Genomic DNA, 17,181 nt, shown 5'->3' on the forward strand with positions numbered 1-17,181 from the left:
GGGTAGGCTTCACGCCCTGGTGGGCGGCGCAGCAGCAGGGACATCTGGCGATAGGACACAGCCTGTTTGGACAGGTCATCATAGATGATCAGCGCGTGGCGGCCGTTGTCGCGGAAATGCTCGGCCATTGCGGTTGCGGCATATGGTGCAAGGAACTGCATTGGCGCAGGGTCGGATGCGGTTGCAGCCACAACGATGGAATATTCAATAGCACCCGATTCTTCGAGCTTTTTCACCAGCTGCGCAACTGTCGAACGCTTCTGACCGATCGCAACGTAGACGCAGTACAGCTTGTCGTACTCTTTTTCAGCAGCGTCGTTATAGGACTTCTGGTTCAAGATCGTATCAAGCGCCACAGCAGTTTTACCTGTCTGACGGTCGCCAATGATCAATTCGCGCTGGCCACGGCCAATCGGGATCATGGCGTCAACGGATTTCAGACCGGTCGCCATCGGCTCGTGAACCGATTTACGCGGGATAATGCCGGGCGCTTTTGAATCGGCAACCGCACGGTTCTTTGTCTTGATCGGGCCTTTGCCGTCCAGAGGGTTACCAAGGCCGTCTACAACGCGCCCCAAGAGTTCGTCACCAACAGGCACGTCCACGATTGATTTGGTGCGCTTAACAACGTCACCTTCTTTGATGTCGCGGTCGGAACCGAAGATAACAACACCAACGTTGTCGGATTCAAGGTTCAGGGCCATCCCGCGGATACCACCGGGGAATTCGACCATTTCACCGGCCTGCACGTTGTCGAGGCCATAAACACGGGCGATACCGTCGCCCACGCTCAGCACACGACCGACTTCGGCAACTTCGGCCTCTTGACCGAAGTTTTTGATCTGGTCCTTCAGGATCGCAGAAATTTCAGACGCTTGGATCGCCATTTATCCGACCTCTTTCATTTTACTCTGGAGTGCGTTGAGCTTGGAGGCGATCGACGTGTCGATCATCTTGGAGCCCACTTTGACAATAAGACCGCCGATGATTGATTCATCGACGGTTTCTTTGATGGTGATGGATTTGCCCACTTGGGCTTTGAGCGTTTTGGCCAGCTTCTCAGCTTGCGCCTTGGTCAGCGCCTTGGCGGTCGTGACCTCGGCGGTCACTTCGCCGCGTTCTTCCGACAGCATGTCCTGCAGAACAGCGATTAGCTGTGGCAGCACAAACAAGCGCCGCTTGGACGCCAGAAGCGCCAGCACGTTGCTTGTGGTGTCAGAGAGTTCCATTTTCTTGGCGATCGCTACGATTGCGCCAGACTGTTGTTCGCGGCTGTAAAGCGGTGATGTCAACAATGTACGCAGATCGGCGCTTTCGGCCATCGCTGCCTCCAATGAAGCAACATCTGATTCGAGTGCCTTGATTGCCTTGCCGTCCTTGGCGAGGTCAAACACAGCGGTCGCATAGCGCGTGGCGATGCCTGTCGAAATACCAGCAGTTTCGGACACGTGGAGCCTTCCGATATCTTGGGCCCAGACCCGCGGGCCCCGTCAGTGACAGGACGCGAATGAGCAACTTCCTTCGCCCTCACGAAAACGAGAGAGCAGCAAAATCCTGCGCGATGTAGCAGAGCCCCTATGACGTCGCAAGCACCCTGCGACAAGAATCCGCTACTCGGGCGACCATATGGTGCTGTTATCTGCATTGAACAGCAATATCAGACCAAAACTTAGGCCATTTCCATTTCTTCATTGCCAAAATGCCAGAAAGCGCAGCCCCTTTCGGGTGCCGCGCTTTTCGCTTTCTTAATGTTGCATCCGCAAAAATGCGCAACACGGGATTCGCCGCTACAGCATTAGGCCACGGTTCCGGCCAACGTCGCCCAGTTGCTGCCGGTAAATACTTGCAACTCTGAATCATTTTTCACCCATGCAATCCACCCTTCACGCGGCGTAACAAACATCCAACCACCGCCACGCCATGCGGCGATCTTGCCCGCCTGTCCTGCCCACCCGCCTGAAGGGGACACACCAAGCGCCCAAGCCTGCCCTTCATTGGGTGATGCGGGTGGGGTCGTGGCGTCCGTACTCTCGACCGTTAGCTGGACAATCATATCGAGCAACTCGATGGCTTCGTTGTGTGTCACGTGTTTTTGCGCCTGCGCCGGCATGATGAACGGCAACTCAAGGTTTGGGGTAATATCTGGCATGTCGTCCTGCACCTTCCGCTGGGAATGAATTGACGCGCAGTATTTCCGATGATGTCTCACAAGATCCTTACAGCACCGTGCGGTGCCGGAACGCACGTCTTACGGCGGCGTTGAACCCATGTCAGCAAGTCCCTAGAAGGAAGAGGTATCATTTGGAGACACGCATGCGCGTATTGGTGACCGGCGGCGCGGGGTATATCGGCAGCCACACATTGCTTGAACTGATGGCGCAAGGCCATGAAGTTTGCGTGCTGGACAACTACAGCAATGCGACACCCGAAGTCCTGAACCGCGTCCGCGCCCTGTCGAACGGTTTGGTCCATGATTATATCGGCGATGTACGTGATGCCGCTAAGCTGGACGAGGTCATGCAGGATTTTCAGCCCGAGGCCGTGATCCATTTTGCAGGCCTCAAGGCAGTTGGCGAAAGTCAGGAAAAACCGCTGCTTTACTATGACGTCAACGTCTCTGGCACGCTGGCTTTGCTGCATGCGATGGATCGGGCCGATTGCAAACGCCTGATCTTTTCATCCTCAGCCACAGTTTACGGAGAACCCGTCTATCTTCCCTATGATGAGGCGCATCCCACAAACCCCACATCTGTCTATGGCAAGACCAAGCTGATGGCCGAGCAGATCCTGACGGATTGGGCTGCCGCTGATCCTGCACGCGCGGCGGTGTTGCTGCGTTATTTCAATCCGGTCGGGGCCCATGCCTCGGCGCAGATCGGCGAAGACCCCAAGGATATTCCCAATAACCTGATGCCCTTTATCGCGCAGGTCGCGGTGGGCAAGCGCAAGGCGTTGCAAATTTTTGGGGATGATTACGACACCCCAGATGGCACGGGCCTGCGCGACTATATCCATGTGGTCGATCTTGCCCGCGCCCATGTTGCGGCCATTGCCTACGCCGAACAGGCAACAGGTGCGCGACCGTTCAATATCGGTACCGGCCAAAGCTATAGCGTGCGCGACATGGTTGCTGCATTCGAGCGGGCCTGCGGCGCGCCGATAAAGACCCAGCAGGTCGGCCGCCGTGAAGGCGATATTGCAGCGATGCAAGCCGATGCAAGCCGTGCCAATGCCGAATTAGGATGGAAAGCGACGCATGATCTTGATGACATGACCAGCAGCACATGGGCATGGCAATCTGCCAATCCGGACGGGTACGAAGGGTCTTAAATGAAATGTGCCCTGCGTAACAAACGCAAGGCACACTGAAGACGAACCGTTAAACCCTCACCACTGGAAAAATTCCCCAACTAGGACTTAACGCATCAGCAGTTTTTCTTCTGTGCGTTTTATCACACAAGTCGTCTGGAGGTGCGTGAATTTCGAACCCAACGTATCGCATCAGCGCGCGGAATTTCTTCAAATCCTATGCATTATTTAGGAAATTACGCGTTAAAGTTCATGCCCGCGCCTTTATTCCGCCGCAACCAAACCGCCAAAAAAATACACCCTCAAGACCTACACAGACGACAGGTGGTTCCGGGGGGTACCTTTCATGTCTTCATTATCCTTTACAGGTCACGTGACTGATCCCGGTGACGTGGCACATTCGGCTATCACTGACCTATTCGTCCTGAATATCGGTGGGACAACTCAGCTTTACAGCACAACACGCTATGATGGTGTTCTTCGGCAGTGGGGGATCGACAGTGGCATTTTAACGATTGAAGAAACACTGCCCTATTTTGGCGGGGTCGTTCTTGGCGGCTCGGCCAGTATCAATCTCGTGGCAGAAGGTGCGCACGCCAGTCTTTTGGTGGGGGGTGGCGTGGGCGGCGCACTTCAGATGATCGGGATTGCCTCTGACGGTGGCTTTTCAACCGTCATCCCACTGGCCGGCCTGCCGCCAACATTCAATGGCTTTCAGCACGGCGTCACGCTTGTGCTGCCCGATGGAACGCAAGCCGTTTACGGCGCGCTTGCAAGCCAGAGTGGCCTTGCCCGCATCAGGTTCGACGCTGACGGCACCCTGCGCGATCACAGTATCCACTATAACGCGGACGCGTCCACGACTGCACGCATCGCGGCTGTAACGCTTGCGATGATCGAAGGGCGCAACTTTGTTCTCACAACAAGCGAAACCCAGAATGGCCTGACAGCGCGGGAGGTTGATTCTGCAGGCGCGATCATCGCGGAAACGACCATCGGTGCAGATGACGGCCTTTGGATCAGCGCGCCCACAGCCCTTGAAACCACCACCGTCGGGGATGCGACATTCGTCATACTCGCCGCAGCCGGATCAAGCAGCCTGAGCGTGGTAGAGCTTGGCGCTGATGGCAGCATGATCGTGCGTGACCATGTGCTTGACGGACGCGATACGCGCTTTGGCGGCGTAACCTCCCTTGAGGTCATCCAGGCCGAAGGCAAAACCTATGTCATTGCAGGCGGCGCCGATGACGGGGTTTCGGTTTTCCTGCTGCTCTCGGGCGGATTGCTGGTCCATCGAGCGACAATCGAAGACACCGTTGATTTCGGGCTTGATAACGTCAGTGCGCTGGCGGCATCGGATCGCGACGGCGGGGTCGATATCTTTGTCGCCAGCAGCAGCGAACCAGGTGTCACACAACTGGCACTTGATATCGGCGTTGCTGGTGTTGATCTGACAGCCACTTTGGGCGGAGGTCCGTTGGTCGGCACGGAAGGTGATGATATCCTGCAAGGCCACGACGGCGACGATGTCATATCCGGGGGCCAAGGCAACGATATTATACGCGATGGTGCAGGCGCGGACATCATGTCAGGCGGTAGTGGCGCGGATGTCTTTATTCTGAGCGCGGATGGCAGCATCGACACGATCACGGATTTCACTGTGGGCCAAGACCGTATTGATTTGTCGCTTTGGCCGATGCTGCGTGACATCAGCCAGCTTTTGATGACGATACGCAGCGACGGCATGGAAATCCGCTATGGCGACGAAGTGCTGATCGTGCAGAGCTCTGACGGGGGTCCTATTGATTACCGCGCCCTGACAAACGCCGATCTGATCGGGTCCACGCGTCTGCCTGTCGGGATCACGCCGGGCTACCCCGGACCGGCAACGCCTGTCCCTGATTTGGGCAACCCGCCGCAGGACCACCCCACCGATCAGGGCGGCGAAAATAGCATCCTGACCTCGCTTCAAATCATCGGTGCAGGCAATCTGGATCAACTGCGCGACACCATGAACAAGGCGGCGGGCACTGGGGCCAATGGGCTCACGATTGATGGCACCGAGGCTGCCGAAACACTATTTGGTGGCGATTCTTTTGATGTGATCTTCGCTGGCGGCGGCGACGATACTGTAAGCGGCGGACGCGGCGATGACACAATTTTTGGTCGTGATGGCGATGACATCCTTTACGGTGATGACGGCGCAGATAGGATCTTTGGTGGCGCAGGCGACGATTGGCTCGCTGGTGGCAACGGGAACGATTGGCTGAATGGCGGCGCTGGCGCCGATACCTTTGTCTTCAATAGCGGTGTTGATGTGATTGCCGATTTCGAACAAGGCATTGACCAGATTATCCTCGACCAAAGCCTTTGGACCGGATTGACCTCTGCTGACGACCTGCTGTTCGTATATGGCACCTTTGCGGACGGGCGCATGACGATTGATTTTGCGGATGGCAATATCCTGCATATCGACGGGATCATCGACCCCGCCACGCTTGCAGACGACATCATTTTGTTCTGAAGGTGATCAGTTTCTGTTTACCACAGATGCAAGATTATTTGTCAGACCAAAGAGCGTTAACGCAGGGCCAAGGGCGCTTTCGGTGCCGTAGATCAGATCGTCCCCTTCAAGCATAAACTTTCCCGCCGAGAACAACCCATCCGCCGAGGTCAGGTCGATCGTAAAGACAACACGCTCTTGCGGGGGGCCAGCGATGCCGTCTTTCACGGCCCTTTGGGCGTATTCCCGCAGGATCAGAATGCCCTCCGGGTTTGCGCTGCCTGCATTGACGCCACCAATAAAGGCCAGCGCCTCCAGGGCAGAAAACTCGACTTCAGGGAAATCAAAAATCGACTGGGCGCCGGTTGCGCCAAGAGCGATGAACTGCCGTTTGTCGTCTTCAACAAAAATACGGTCCCCACCACGCACTGCGATATTGGCGCTAGGGTCACTCAGGAGCCGCTCAAACGGGATACCATAGGTTCGGCTTCCACGGATCAAGCGCACCTGCGGTGAATTCAGATCAGGGCGCGGACCACCCGCCTGCGAAAACAGATCGAGGATCTTCACGTTGCGGTTCGGCAGGGGATAAAGACCGGGCGCTGCAACGCCAGCGGCGAGGTTTGCCGTATTTATCTGACCCGGCTCAACAGTCAATTGCACCTGCGCTGAGGGCACGGTGCGGATCAGTTCTTCTTCGATCCGTTCACGTGCCGTGTTGGGCGCCATTCCGGCCACACGCAGGCTCCCGATATAAGGAACAAAGATGCGGCCGTCTGCGCTCACGATTTCAGGCTGCAACGGCGTGACACCACCCGCGCCAAAAATCGAATTTTCCTCGGCATCCCAGATCGTCACCTGAACAGTATCGCCCGCTGCAATCATCATCGAAGCAGGCTGTTCTTGCGCAACAGGCCACGGCAATGCGCCCGCGCCCGTGACCGGCCAGCCCTGCAGGACAGGCAGCGTGTCGCGGTTCACTTCATAAACGGCAAAATCATAGGCGGGCGCTTCGCCTTCGGCGGCAGTATTTGCCTTGGAGGCGGCAAGGACTTCTGACTGAAAACCGGCACCTCGCGGCAAGCCGCAACCGGCAAGCGCGCAACATACAACGAGGGCAACGAATTTATGAACGATCAAACCAAAATCCTTTCGGGCAATCCGCGTATCCTACACTGCCAAAACTTTATGAACAGCGTCTAAGACGGCAAAATGTCAGATAATACACGGTCCTGACAAGAGGATCAGAAATCGATCGCTAAACCCTTTTTCTCCCAATCGCCATAGCGGACAGGCTCAGGCCCATCGCGCCCGCCCAATTCGGTCGGCATCACTTGGGCCCCCGCTTTCTTGCGGCGCTCTTCTGCCTCGGCCAAGGCGCGTTGTGCCGCAGGCGGCAGGTCTTTGGTCTCTTCGGTCATGGCAGGCGCCTCCTTGTCGATATCCCATGATTGATATACGCGCAGCGCAGCAAGCTTCAAGTGAGAGACAGATGACCCAGACCGGCCTGCCTGCCCGCCGCACCGCCCATCATCTGCTGATGCAGATCACGACCGAAGGCCGTTTGATGGCGGAACTAATCGCCGGTGGGGCCTTGGCGCGGCTGGAAAACGACGACCGCGCCCGTGCCCAGCGCCTTGCGACCGAGGCCCTGCGCGGCCTTGACCGTGCTGACCGGATGCTGAAGCCTTACTTGAAGAAAACGCCCCCGGATCACGTGATGAACGCCCTGCGCCTTGGCGTGATTGAGTTGTGCAACGGCGAGGCAGCACACGGCGTCGTCAACGCCTATGTCGAAATCGTCGCCCGAAACAAGCGTACCCAGTCGATGAAGGGTCTGACCAACGCCGTGCTGCGCAAAATCGCCGATGAAGGGCCCGAGGGCTGGGCCAAGCGCGCCGTGCCGCTGACCCCCGGCTGGCTGCGGCAACCGCTGGTGGCCGCTTGGGGCCGCGACGCGGTGACCGACATGGAGGCCGCACATTTCGCAGGTGCACCGCTAGATCTGACGGCCAAAGGCGACCCGGTCGCTGTTGCTGCGGCTGTGGGCGGCACCGTCTTGCCAACTGGCTCTGTCCGTGTGCCGAACGCGGGACAGGTCTCATCCCTAGCGGGATATGCGCAGGGTGACTGGTGGGTACAGGATGCGGCGGCGGCCATCCCGGTGAAACTGCTTGGCGATGTCAAAGGGCTCAAGGTGCTCGATCTTTGCGCCGCCCCCGGTGGCAAGACCATGCAACTGGCTGCCTTGGGCGCAGATGTGACGGCCGTGGATATCTCGGACAAGCGGATGGCGCGGGTCAGCGAAAACCTTGCGCGTGTGGGCTTGTCGGCCAACTGCGTGGTCAGCGATGCCTTTGAATTTAACGAGGGCGGATTTGATGCCGTACTTCTGGATGCCCCCTGCTCAGCAACCGGCACTGTCCGGCGGCATCCTGATCTACCCTATGCAAAGGACGGGTCCGAGTTTGGCGCACTGATTGACCAGCAGGAAACGCTCATTGATCACGCCATGACGCTACTCAAACCCGGTGGGCGGCTTGTGTTTTGCACCTGCTCGCTCTTGCCTGATGAAGGCGAAGTGCAGGTTGAAGAGGCGCTGGCACGGCACGAAGGCCTGTCCGTTGACGCCAGCGCGTTGCACATCGACGGGATCGACCCTGACTGGATCACACCAGAAGGCGGCCTGCGTCTGCGCCCCGATTTCTGGGCAGATCGCGGCGGGATGGACGGGTTCTATATGGCCGTGATGCGAAAGCCTGCGTGACTTAGCGGCAACCATTTCCTATGGTCTGGGCCAAATAGTCCCGCAAGAGTGCAAACCGAGGCTGCAGGAATTGGCGCAACTCACAAAATGGCAGCAACGCCACAGGCGCATGATGCATCGGTTTCATGCACGCCGCGCCGCGCGGGCCGCTGTTGCGACGGCTTTCGTATCCCTGCCCGAACCACACACAATCGGCGTTATCGCGCGCGGTCAGCAACTTATTGCGGGCAAATTTCTCTTCTCCGGTCTGTTTGTCGAAGGGAAAGAACACAGCATCTGGGATATCGCCGATGCCTACTCCGAGGTGTCGGATGAGATCCAAGGGTGCGGCTGGTTGGATGATCTCGCGGCGGTCGGGGACGAGACCGCACGTGCCTTGGCGCGGACATGGGTGCTGGGATGGATCGACCGCTATGGCGACGGCCGCAGTGACGGCTGGACGCCCGGGGTGACAGGGCGCAGGCTGATGCGGTTGATAAACCACGGCCCGTTTGTGCTGCGGGGGCAGGACAAGACGACGTCTTACCGGTTCTTCGAAAGCCTTGCGCGTCAGGCACTTTTTCTGTCACGCCGCTGGAATGCCACCGAACCGGGTGTGCGCCGTTTTGAAGCACTGGCAGGGATCATCTATGCCAGCCTCTCTCTCAAGAGTATCGACCACTATACCGCGCCCGCGTTGCAGGCATTGGCCAAGGATTGCGACAGCGAGATCAGCGCAGACGGCGCGATTGCAACCCGCAAACCCCAAGACCTGCTTGATATCCTGAGCCTGCTGAACTGGACGGCCCAGTCATTGAAAGACGCAGACCACGCTTGCCCGCCCGCGCTCACCAAAGCTATCGCACGCATCACGCCCACCTTGCGCGCCTTGCGCCATGCCGACGGCGGCTTGGCGCGGTTTCATGGCGGCGGAGATGGTGTGTATGGACGGCTGGACGAAGCCTTGGTCGCGTCAGGCATCAAGACACCCCCCACAGGTGACCGGCACATGGGGTACGCGCGCCTTGCGGCTGGCCGGACCACCTTGATCGCCGACGCCGCCCCGCCACCGCAAGGTGCTGCTTCGGCTGACGGACATGCCAGCACCTTGGCGTTCGAACTGACATCAGGGCGCAGGCCCCTGATCGTCAACTGCGGGTCTGGTGCCCGTTTTGGAGAGGAATGGCGCAGGGCTAGCCGCGCCACACCCAGCCATTCCACGATGATGATCGAGGGCGTGTCGTCATCGCATCTTGGCCTCAGAGGGCGCGGGATTGCAGGCGCGGAGCTGTTGACCGAATTGCCGACGCGTGTGGACTGCATCCTTTCGGAAACGGGACAAACCCGCAAACTCGAACTATCGCATAACGGCTATCAACCGTCACACGGGCTGACCCATGCGCGGACGCTGCAGCTTTCCTTGGATGGCCGGACGCTTGAAGGCGAAGACATGCTGACGACGCTCGGCCCCGATGATGAAGCGACCTTTGATGCTGCACGGGCGCACAGCATCCTGCCCTATGTGCTGCGGTTTCATCTTCATCCGGATGTTGAAGCGGCGATAGATATTGCAGGGACCACAGTGTCTTTGACGCTGAAATCCGGCGAAGTCTGGGTTTTGCGCCACGATGGAACGGCGAAACTTGGCCTGACGGCATCGGTTTATCTGCAAAATCACCAATTAAAGCCCGTTGCCACACAACAGGTGGTTTTATCTGGCTACGCAATGGCCTATGCGACGCGTGTCCGTTGGTCCTTGGCCAAAACGCAAGATACGCCCGCTGCTGTGCGTGATTTTGTGCAGGCCGATCCACTGGACGCCGTTGATTAGCCTTCAAAGGACCCACATGACCGATCTTGTCCCACTGCGCCGCGCCCTTCTGTCTGTCTCTGACAAAACCGGGTTGATTGATCTTGGCCAGGCGCTTGCTGCGCGTGGTGTTGAACTCTTGTCCACCGGCGGGTCCGCAAAGGCGCTGCGGGATGCGGGCCTTGAGGTGCGCGATGTGGCCGATGTTACCGGCTTTCCCGAGATGATGGACGGGCGGGTCAAGACCCTGCACCCTGTGGTCCACGGTGGCCTTCTCGCACGCCGCGATCTTGAGGCACACCGCGATGCGATGGTGGAACATAACATCGGGCCGATCGACCTGCTTGTGGTGAACCTTTATCCGTTTGAAGACACCGTTGCCAAAGGTGCCGACTTCGACACCTGTATCGAGAATATCGACATCGGCGGCCCTGCGATGATCCGCTCGGCGGCAAAGAACCACGCGTTCGTGACGGTCGTAACGGATGTGGAAGATTACGCTGCGCTTTTGGCGGAGCTTGATGCCAACGAGGGCGAAACCACATTGGCCTTGCGCCAGCAATTTGCCCAAACGGCCTATGCCCGCACTGCGGCCTATGACACCGCCGTGAGCACGTGGATGGCAGGTGCAATCAGGCAGGACACACCCCGCCGCCGGTCGTTCAGCGGCACATTCAAACAGGTCATGCGCTACGGTGAAAACAGCCACCAGTCTGCCGCGTTCTACACTGATGGCACAGGGCGTCCCGGCGTCGCGACGGCGGTGCAGCATCAAGGCAAAGAGCTGTCTTACAACAACATCAACGACACTGACGCCGCCTTTGAACTGGTCGCGGAATTTGATCCAGCCGAGGGCCCTGCCGTCGCTATCATCAAACACGCCAACCCCTGCGGTGTGGCACGCGGTGCAACGCTGGTCGAGGCTTATCAGAACGCGTTTGATTGTGATCGCACCAGTGCGTTCGGCGGTATTGTGGCGCTGAACCAGCCGTTGGATGAAGAAACCGCCAAAGCCATTGTCGAGATCTTCACCGAGGTCGTGATTGCGCCCGATGCCTCCGATGCGGCCAAGGCTGTGTTTGCGGCCAAAAAGAACCTGCGCTTGCTGACCACGGATGGTTTGCCCGATGTCAAAGCGCCAATCACCACCTACCGTCAGGTCGCCGGCGGCATGTTGGTGCAGGACAAAGACACCGGATATGTCGGCATGGATGATCTGAAGGTTGTGACCAAGGTCGCACCGACCGAGGAGCAATTGGCGGATCTGCTGTTTGCATGGAAGGTCGCGAAGCATGTGAAATCCAACGCCATCGTTTACGTCAAAGACAGGGCCACCGTCGGCGTCGGCGCAGGCCAGATGTCACGTCTGGACAGCGCCCTGATCGCCGCGAAGAAAGCCGAGCGGATGGCCGAGGCGATGGGGCTGGAAACGCCCTTGACCAAAGGTTCTGCCGTGGCATCCGACGCCTTCTTCCCCTTTGCTGACGGGCTGATGGAGGCCGCCGCCGCTGGCGCGACCTGCGTCATCCAGCCCGGTGGTTCCATGCGTGACGACGAAGTGATCGCAGCCGCCGATGAGGCCGGCATCGCGATGGTCTTTACCGGCATGCGCCACTTCCGCCACTAGAGGACCGCCATGCGCCTGATGTTTTTCACTGCCCTGTGGATTTTCCTGCTGGATCAGGTGATCAAATTCTACGTGTTGTTCAATGTCTTCGGGCTGCGGTGGGAACAGGTCACTGTGCCCTCGGATCAGCTTCCCTATCCGCAGGCGGTTGAGGTGTTTCCACCTTTCCTCGTGCTGCGGATGGCGTGGAACCGTGGCGTGAATTTCGGCCTTTTTGCCGAATATGACATGCGCTGGGTGCTGATCGGCGTGGCCTTTGCGATTACCGCAGGCGTGATCTGGTGGCTGAACAAGATCGGCGGCACCAAATGGGTCTATATCGCGGGCGGCTTATTGATTGGTGGCGCGATGGGCAATGTGATTGACCGCTTCTTTTATGGGGCTGTGGCGGATTTTCTGAATATGTCCTGCTGCGGGTTTAACAATCCTTATGCGTTCAACGTGGCTGACATCTGCATCTTCCTTGGTGCGATCGGGCTTGCCTTTCTTGCGGATGACAAAAAGAAATCGGCGTGACCTTGCGCTTGGCTTGGGCTAAACAAACCTGACCAACACCGAGGGACTATTCATGCGTGCGCTTTCTTTCACTGTTCTGGCCCTGACTTTGGTGTCCGCCTGTGGCAACACGGATCGTCCCCTGCGGGACCTACGCTCTGCCAGCGGCGGGCCTGACGAATTCGCCGTGATCCTGTTTGATCCGCTGGAAATCCCTGAAACGCGCGCATTGCCCACTCCCACACCTGGTGGTGCCAACCGCGCCGACCCTACACCAAACGCCGATGCGATCCGCGCATTGGGCGGATCACCTGCTGCACTGGTTGCTGGTGGTATTCCCGCCGGTGATTCAGCCCTTGTAACACAGACAAACCGCTACGGGGTTGATCCTGCAATCCGCGCACAACTTGCGGTAGAAGATGACGCGATTTTACGCCGCGCACGCCGGACAAACCTTTTCAATCCCCTTGGGCGCGACCGGTATTTCCCCGCTTATGCGCGACAGGCTCTTAATGCACCTGCCGAGCTGGCGCGTCTGGACGCGCTTGGCGTCGCAGTCCCGCAGGTGCCTTCCGAAGCGGTTGAGGCAAGAGAGCGTGCTTCCGCTGGTTTGCTGGGACAATTCGGCATTCGCGAAGACTGTGTTTTCACAACCATCGGGTCACCAGACGGACGCATCCGCCGTGTCTGCGAATCCGACGAAGCGGAATAGGCTCACCTCACATCTGCGTATGGTGACTTGAACCATGCGCAAAGCGACGTAGGTTTCCATGTAATCAATTTCTGAAGGGGTGCCTATGAAACGTCTGTTCGCTGCTCTGGTGATGGCGCTATCCGCCACGGCTGCGCAAGCCGAAGAAGTCACGACCTATACGCTCGACAACGGCATGGAAGTGGTTGTGATCGAAGACCGCCGCGCGCCTGTCGTGGTCCATATGCTCTGGTACAAAGTCGGGTCCGCGGATGAACCTGTTGGAGCTTCCGGTGTGGCGCACTTCCTTGAGCATTTGCTGTTCAAAGCGACCGATGTGCTAGAATCGGGTGAATTCTCGGCAACCGTGGCGGCCAACGGCGGCCGCGACAATGCCTTCACCAGCTATGACTACACCGCCTATTTCCAACGCGTTGCCGCCGACCGGCTTGAGTTGATGATGCAGATGGAAAGCAACCGGATGAACAATCTGCGGATCACCGCAGAGGATGTCGAAACCGAGCGTCAGGTCATTCTCGAAGAGCGCAACCAGCGCACCGAGAACAACCCCAACGCGCTTGCGCGCGAACAATTCCGCGCAGCTTTGTTCCAGAACCACCGCTACGGTGTGCCGATCATCGGCTGGAAACACGAGATGGAAGAGCTTGATCTGCAGGATGTGCTTGGTTTTTACGATCTCTACTATTCACCGAACAACGCGATTCTTGTAGTCGCCGGCGACGTTGAACCTGAGGATGTTCTTGCCCTCGCGGAACAGTATTACGGCGTTCTCCCGGCAGAAGACCAACTGCCTGTGCGTGAACGCCCGCAAGAACCGCCGCAGCGTGCCGAACGCCGGATCACCTACGTCGATGCGCGCGTCAGCCAGCCCTATCTTGTGCGGATGTATCTGGCCCCCGAACGCGACCCCGGGGCGCAGCGTGAAGCCGCTGCCCTTGTCTATCTGGCCGAACTTTTGGGCGGCTCGCCCTTTACCTCGGCGTTGGGGCAAGCCCTGCAATTCGACACGCAGACGGCAATCTATACAAACGCCTCTTACAATGGTTTCACTTTGGATCACGGCGTGTTTTCCTTTTCAATTGTCCCCACCGATGGCGTTTCCCTCTCCGAGGCAGAGGCTGCGATGGACGAGGTCGTCAATGCTTTTCTAGAGGCCGAGATCGACCCTGCGCGCATGGAAAGCATCCGCACGCAACTACGCGCATCCGAGATCTATGCGCTTGATAACGTGCAAGGTCTGGCGCAACGCTACGGCGCAGCCCTGTCGCAGAGCCTGACGGTCGCCGATGTGCAGGAATGGCCCCAGATTCTGCAATCCGTCACCGAAGACGACATCAAGGCCGTTGCAGCCAAAGTTCTGAACCGTGATCAATCCGTGACCGGCTGGGTCGTGGCGAACCAAGAGGAGGCACGCTGATGCTGCGTATTCTGATTGCCTTGTGCCTGACCATCGTCGCCACTACCGCACGGGCCGAGTTGGATATCAAACAAGTCACCTCGCCCGGCGGGATCAATGCGTGGGTCGTCGAAGAACCCGCAATCCCGTTTGTGGCCTTGGAAATCCGTATTCAGGGTGGCGGCACGCTTGACCTGCCCGGCAAACGGGGCGCGACAAACCTGATGGCCGCACTTCTGGAAGAAGGCTCTGGCGACATGACGGCGCAGGAATTCCAGACAACGCTGGAAGACCTTGCCGCAAGTTTCACGTTCCGCGCCTTTGACGACAGCATGCAAATTTCGGCGCGCTTCCTGACCGAAAACAAAGAAGAGGCCATCGCTCTGTTGCGGCAAGCGCTTGTCTCGCCGCGCTTTGACCAAGACGCGCTGGACCGTGTGCGCGCACAGGTCATTGCGGGCATCAACAGCGATGCAAAAACCCCCAATGCGATCGCAAGTTCAACATTCTACGCGAACGCCTTTGGCGACCACCCTTACGGGTCCAGCATTGACGGGACGATCGACTCCGTGACCGCCCTGACACGTGACGACATGTTCGCGGCGCATCGCAACGCGCTGGTTCTCGACCGGCTTTATGTCTCCGTTGTGGGCGACACGACCGCCGAAACCGTGGGCGCTATGCTTGATGACCTTTTGGGTGATCTGCCTGCAGAGGGCCCGCCTTTGCCCGATGACGTGGCCTTTGGTCTGGATGGAGGCATCACGGTTGTTGACTTTGAGACCCCTCAATCTGTGGCCTTCTTCGGACAGGCGGGCCTGAAACGTGACGATGAAGACTTCTTCGCCGCTTTCGTGCTGAACCATATTCTGGGTGCTGGCGGTTTTGAATCCCGCCTGATGACCGAAGTGCGCGAAAAGCGCGGCCTGACCTATGGCATCGGGACGTCCCTTGTGCCCAAATACCATGCGGAAATGATCCTCGGAACTGTCGCCTCGTCGAACGAGACGATTGCCGAAGCCATCGCAGTGACCCGCAACGAATGGGAACGGATGGCGCGCGAAGGTGTGACGCCGGAAGAACTGGCAGTCGCCAAAACCTTTCTGACTGGCGAATACCCTCTGCGCTTTGATGGAAATGCCGATATTGCGAGCATTATGGCGGGAATGCAGATGATCGGCCTGACGCCGGATTATGTGGTGGACCGCAACAGTTTTGTTGAAGCGGTAACGCTGGAAGACGTGAACCGTGTTGCCGCCGAATTGCTGCAACCAGAAGGGCTTCATTTCGTTGTGGTCGGACAGCCCGAGGGGCTTGAATCGACGCAGTAGCCAATCCACGGCCCTGTTTTCCACTCGCAGAATCGCGGTGGGCCATGCTACAGATTGTGGCATGGCCACTGCAGACCCCCAAATACAGCCGCGCCCCGTGATCCGGCAACTTGATGACGCTGCAATCAACCGGATTGCAGCGGGCGAAGTGCTGGAACGCCCGGCCTCGGCCGTCAAAGAACTGATCGAAAACAGCGTCGATGCAGGCGCCACCCGCATTGAAGTCGTCATCGCCGATGGCGGCAAAACCCTGATCCGCGTCACCGACAACGGCTGCGGTATGACAGGGGCCGATCTGCCGCTGGCTTTGTCGCGGCACGCAACATCCAAGATCGACGGCTCTGACCTTCTTAACATCCGCTCTTTCGGCTTTCGTGGCGAAGCGCTGCCATCGCTTGGTGCAACAGGCCGACTGACAATCACATCGCGCGCGAAAGGTGCAGATGCCGCCATGATTGCTGTCGCGGGCGGCAAGACGGAAGGCGTCAAACCGGCGGCGCTTTCCGCAGGGACCGTCATTGAACTACGTGATCTGTTCTACGCCACCCCTGCGCGCCTGAAATTCCTGCGCACTGACAGGGCCGAGGCGCAGGCAGTCACTGATGTCGTCAAGCGGCTGGCCATGGCCGAACCTTTCGTGACCTTCATTCTGCGCGATGCGTCAAACGGGGATAACCGCACGGTGTTTCGTGCTGATGCTGAAACAGGCGATCTTTTTGATGCGCTGCACGGACGGCTTCAGGTGGTCTTGGGTAAGGATTTCGCCGAAAACGCCCTGCGGATCGACACCCAGCGCGACGGCTTTCACCTGACAGGCTATGCCGCGCTCCCGACCTATTCGCGCGGGGCCGCCGTGGCACAGTTCCTTTTCGTCAACGGCCGCCCTGTGCGGGACAAGATGCTCCTTGGCGCGTTGCGCGCGGCCTATATGGACGTGCTCTCGCGTGACAGGCATCCGGTGGCGGCGTTATTCGTGGATTGCGACCCGACATTGGTGGACGTGAACGTCCACCCCGCAAAATCCGAGGTCCGTTTCCGCGATCCAGGAACCGTGCGCGGATTGATCATCTCCGGCCTGCGCCATGCCTTGGCAGACGCAGGGCACCGCGCATCCACAACCGTGGCAAACGCGACGCTGGGCGCGATGACACCGCAACCGGCCGCACCCCGCGTTTACCAGATGGATCGTCCCAGTTTCAGCGCACGGTCTATGACCTTCCAAGCACAAGCCCCCGGCTTTGGTGAACAACCC

The 17,181-nt window shown here is 58.5% G+C and carries 14 protein-coding genes and 1 pseudogene; 10 read left to right on the forward strand and 5 right to left on the reverse strand.

The window, feature by feature from the left end; genetic code table 11:
• The 3 genes and pseudogenes from VGP75_RS18450 to VGP75_RS18460 form a co-directional block, all read right to left on the reverse strand.
• Positions 1 to 887: pseudogene (locus tag VGP75_RS18450) on the reverse strand (F0F1 ATP synthase subunit alpha); the annotation flags it as partial.
• On the reverse strand, positions 888 to 1,448 hold the full coding sequence (locus tag VGP75_RS18455) for a F0F1 ATP synthase subunit delta (protein ID WP_327545051.1): 561 nt from the start codon (positions 1,446 to 1,448) through the stop codon (positions 888 to 890). It abuts the pseudogene before it with no gap.
• Between the two features lie 347 nt (positions 1,449 to 1,795).
• Complete coding sequence (locus tag VGP75_RS18460; RefSeq protein WP_327545052.1) at positions 1,796 to 2,149, reverse strand: DUF2793 domain-containing protein; 354 nt, start codon at positions 2,147 to 2,149, stop codon at positions 1,796 to 1,798.
• Between the two features lie 164 nt (positions 2,150 to 2,313).
• Here VGP75_RS18460 and galE point away from each other — a divergent pair, with 164 nt between their 5' ends.
• Both galE and VGP75_RS18470 read left to right on the forward strand, forming a co-directional pair.
• Positions 2,314 to 3,330, forward strand: coding sequence for a UDP-glucose 4-epimerase GalE (gene galE, locus VGP75_RS18465; RefSeq protein ID WP_327545053.1), 1,017 nt, complete (start codon positions 2,314 to 2,316; stop codon positions 3,328 to 3,330).
• Between the two features lie 325 nt (positions 3,331 to 3,655).
• On the forward strand, positions 3,656 to 5,833 hold the full coding sequence (locus VGP75_RS18470) for a M10 family metallopeptidase C-terminal domain-containing protein (RefSeq protein WP_327545054.1): 2,178 nt from the start codon (positions 3,656 to 3,658) through the stop codon (positions 5,831 to 5,833).
• A gap of 6 nt (positions 5,834 to 5,839) precedes the next feature.
• Here the strand turns inward: VGP75_RS18470 and VGP75_RS18475 are convergent, their stop codons facing one another.
• Both VGP75_RS18475 and VGP75_RS18480 read right to left on the reverse strand, forming a co-directional pair.
• Positions 5,840 to 6,952, reverse strand: a complete 1,113-nt coding sequence (locus VGP75_RS18475; protein WP_327545055.1) for a polysaccharide biosynthesis/export family protein — start codon at positions 6,950 to 6,952, stop codon at positions 5,840 to 5,842.
• Positions 6,953 to 7,056: 104 nt separating this feature from the next.
• Complete coding sequence (locus VGP75_RS18480) at positions 7,057 to 7,233, reverse strand: DUF1674 domain-containing protein (protein WP_327545056.1); 177 nt, start codon at positions 7,231 to 7,233, stop codon at positions 7,057 to 7,059.
• Between the two features lie 71 nt (positions 7,234 to 7,304).
• Between VGP75_RS18480 and VGP75_RS18485 the strand changes: the two genes are divergently transcribed.
• From VGP75_RS18485 to mutL, 8 genes are all read left to right on the forward strand, one after another.
• Positions 7,305 to 8,579, forward strand: coding sequence for an RsmB/NOP family class I SAM-dependent RNA methyltransferase (locus VGP75_RS18485; protein ID WP_327545057.1), 1,275 nt, complete (start codon positions 7,305 to 7,307; stop codon positions 8,577 to 8,579).
• 109 nt (positions 8,580 to 8,688) lie between these two features.
• A complete protein-coding gene (locus tag VGP75_RS18490) occupies positions 8,689 to 10,389 on the forward strand; it encodes a heparinase II/III family protein (protein ID WP_327545058.1) in 1,701 nt (566 codons plus the stop codon).
• A gap of 16 nt (positions 10,390 to 10,405) precedes the next feature.
• Complete coding sequence (gene purH / locus VGP75_RS18495; RefSeq protein ID WP_327545059.1) at positions 10,406 to 11,995, forward strand: bifunctional phosphoribosylaminoimidazolecarboxamide formyltransferase/IMP cyclohydrolase; 1,590 nt, start codon at positions 10,406 to 10,408, stop codon at positions 11,993 to 11,995.
• Between the two features lie 9 nt (positions 11,996 to 12,004).
• The gene (locus VGP75_RS18500; protein ID WP_327545060.1) at positions 12,005 to 12,511 is read left to right on the forward strand and encodes a signal peptidase II; all 507 of its coding nucleotides are present in this window, start codon (positions 12,005 to 12,007) and stop codon (positions 12,509 to 12,511) included.
• A 52-nt stretch (positions 12,512 to 12,563) separates the two neighbouring features.
• Positions 12,564 to 13,202, forward strand: coding sequence for a DUF3035 domain-containing protein (locus VGP75_RS18505; protein ID WP_327545061.1), 639 nt, complete (start codon positions 12,564 to 12,566; stop codon positions 13,200 to 13,202).
• 85 nt (positions 13,203 to 13,287) lie between these two features.
• Positions 13,288 to 14,619: a M16 family metallopeptidase gene (locus VGP75_RS18510; protein WP_327545062.1), complete on the forward strand. Its 1,332-nt coding sequence runs from the start codon at positions 13,288 to 13,290 to the stop codon at positions 14,617 to 14,619.
• Positions 14,619 to 15,929: a M16 family metallopeptidase gene (locus VGP75_RS18515; RefSeq protein WP_327545063.1), complete on the forward strand. Its 1,311-nt coding sequence runs from the start codon at positions 14,619 to 14,621 to the stop codon at positions 15,927 to 15,929. The genes VGP75_RS18510 and VGP75_RS18515 overlap by 1 nt, the downstream gene beginning before the upstream one ends.
• Positions 15,930 to 15,990: 61 nt before the next feature.
• Positions 15,991 to 17,181: DNA mismatch repair endonuclease MutL (gene mutL / locus VGP75_RS18520; protein WP_327545064.1), on the forward strand; the 1,191-nt coding region annotated here is incomplete at its 3' end.

Origin of the sequence: Yoonia sp., from assembly GCF_036007805.1 — a bacterium.
Taxonomy (GTDB): Bacteria; Pseudomonadota; Alphaproteobacteria; order Rhodobacterales; family Rhodobacteraceae; genus Yoonia.

Excerpts from the sequence above, each read along its gene's own strand:
- VGP75_RS18460 (WP_327545052.1), bottom strand. The coding sequence starts at position 2,149 with ATGCCAGATATTACCCCAAACCTTGAGTTGCCGTTCATCATGCCGGCG.
- galE (WP_327545053.1), top strand. The coding sequence starts at position 2,314 with ATGCGCGTATTGGTGACCGGCGGCGCGGGGTATATCGGCAGCCACACA.
- VGP75_RS18470 (WP_327545054.1), top strand. The coding sequence starts at position 3,656 with ATGTCTTCATTATCCTTTACAGGTCACGTGACTGATCCCGGTGACGTG.
- VGP75_RS18480 (WP_327545056.1), bottom strand. The coding sequence starts at position 7,233 with ATGACCGAAGAGACCAAAGACCTGCCGCCTGCGGCACAACGCGCCTTG.
- VGP75_RS18485 (WP_327545057.1), top strand. The coding sequence starts at position 7,305 with ATGACCCAGACCGGCCTGCCTGCCCGCCGCACCGCCCATCATCTGCTG.
- VGP75_RS18490 (WP_327545058.1), top strand. The coding sequence starts at position 8,689 with ATGATGCATCGGTTTCATGCACGCCGCGCCGCGCGGGCCGCTGTTGCG.
- purH (WP_327545059.1), top strand. The coding sequence starts at position 10,406 with ATGACCGATCTTGTCCCACTGCGCCGCGCCCTTCTGTCTGTCTCTGAC.
- VGP75_RS18500 (WP_327545060.1), top strand. The coding sequence starts at position 12,005 with ATGCGCCTGATGTTTTTCACTGCCCTGTGGATTTTCCTGCTGGATCAG.
- VGP75_RS18505 (WP_327545061.1), top strand. The coding sequence starts at position 12,564 with ATGCGTGCGCTTTCTTTCACTGTTCTGGCCCTGACTTTGGTGTCCGCC.
- VGP75_RS18510 (WP_327545062.1), top strand. The coding sequence starts at position 13,288 with ATGAAACGTCTGTTCGCTGCTCTGGTGATGGCGCTATCCGCCACGGCT.
- VGP75_RS18515 (WP_327545063.1), top strand. The coding sequence starts at position 14,619 with ATGCTGCGTATTCTGATTGCCTTGTGCCTGACCATCGTCGCCACTACC.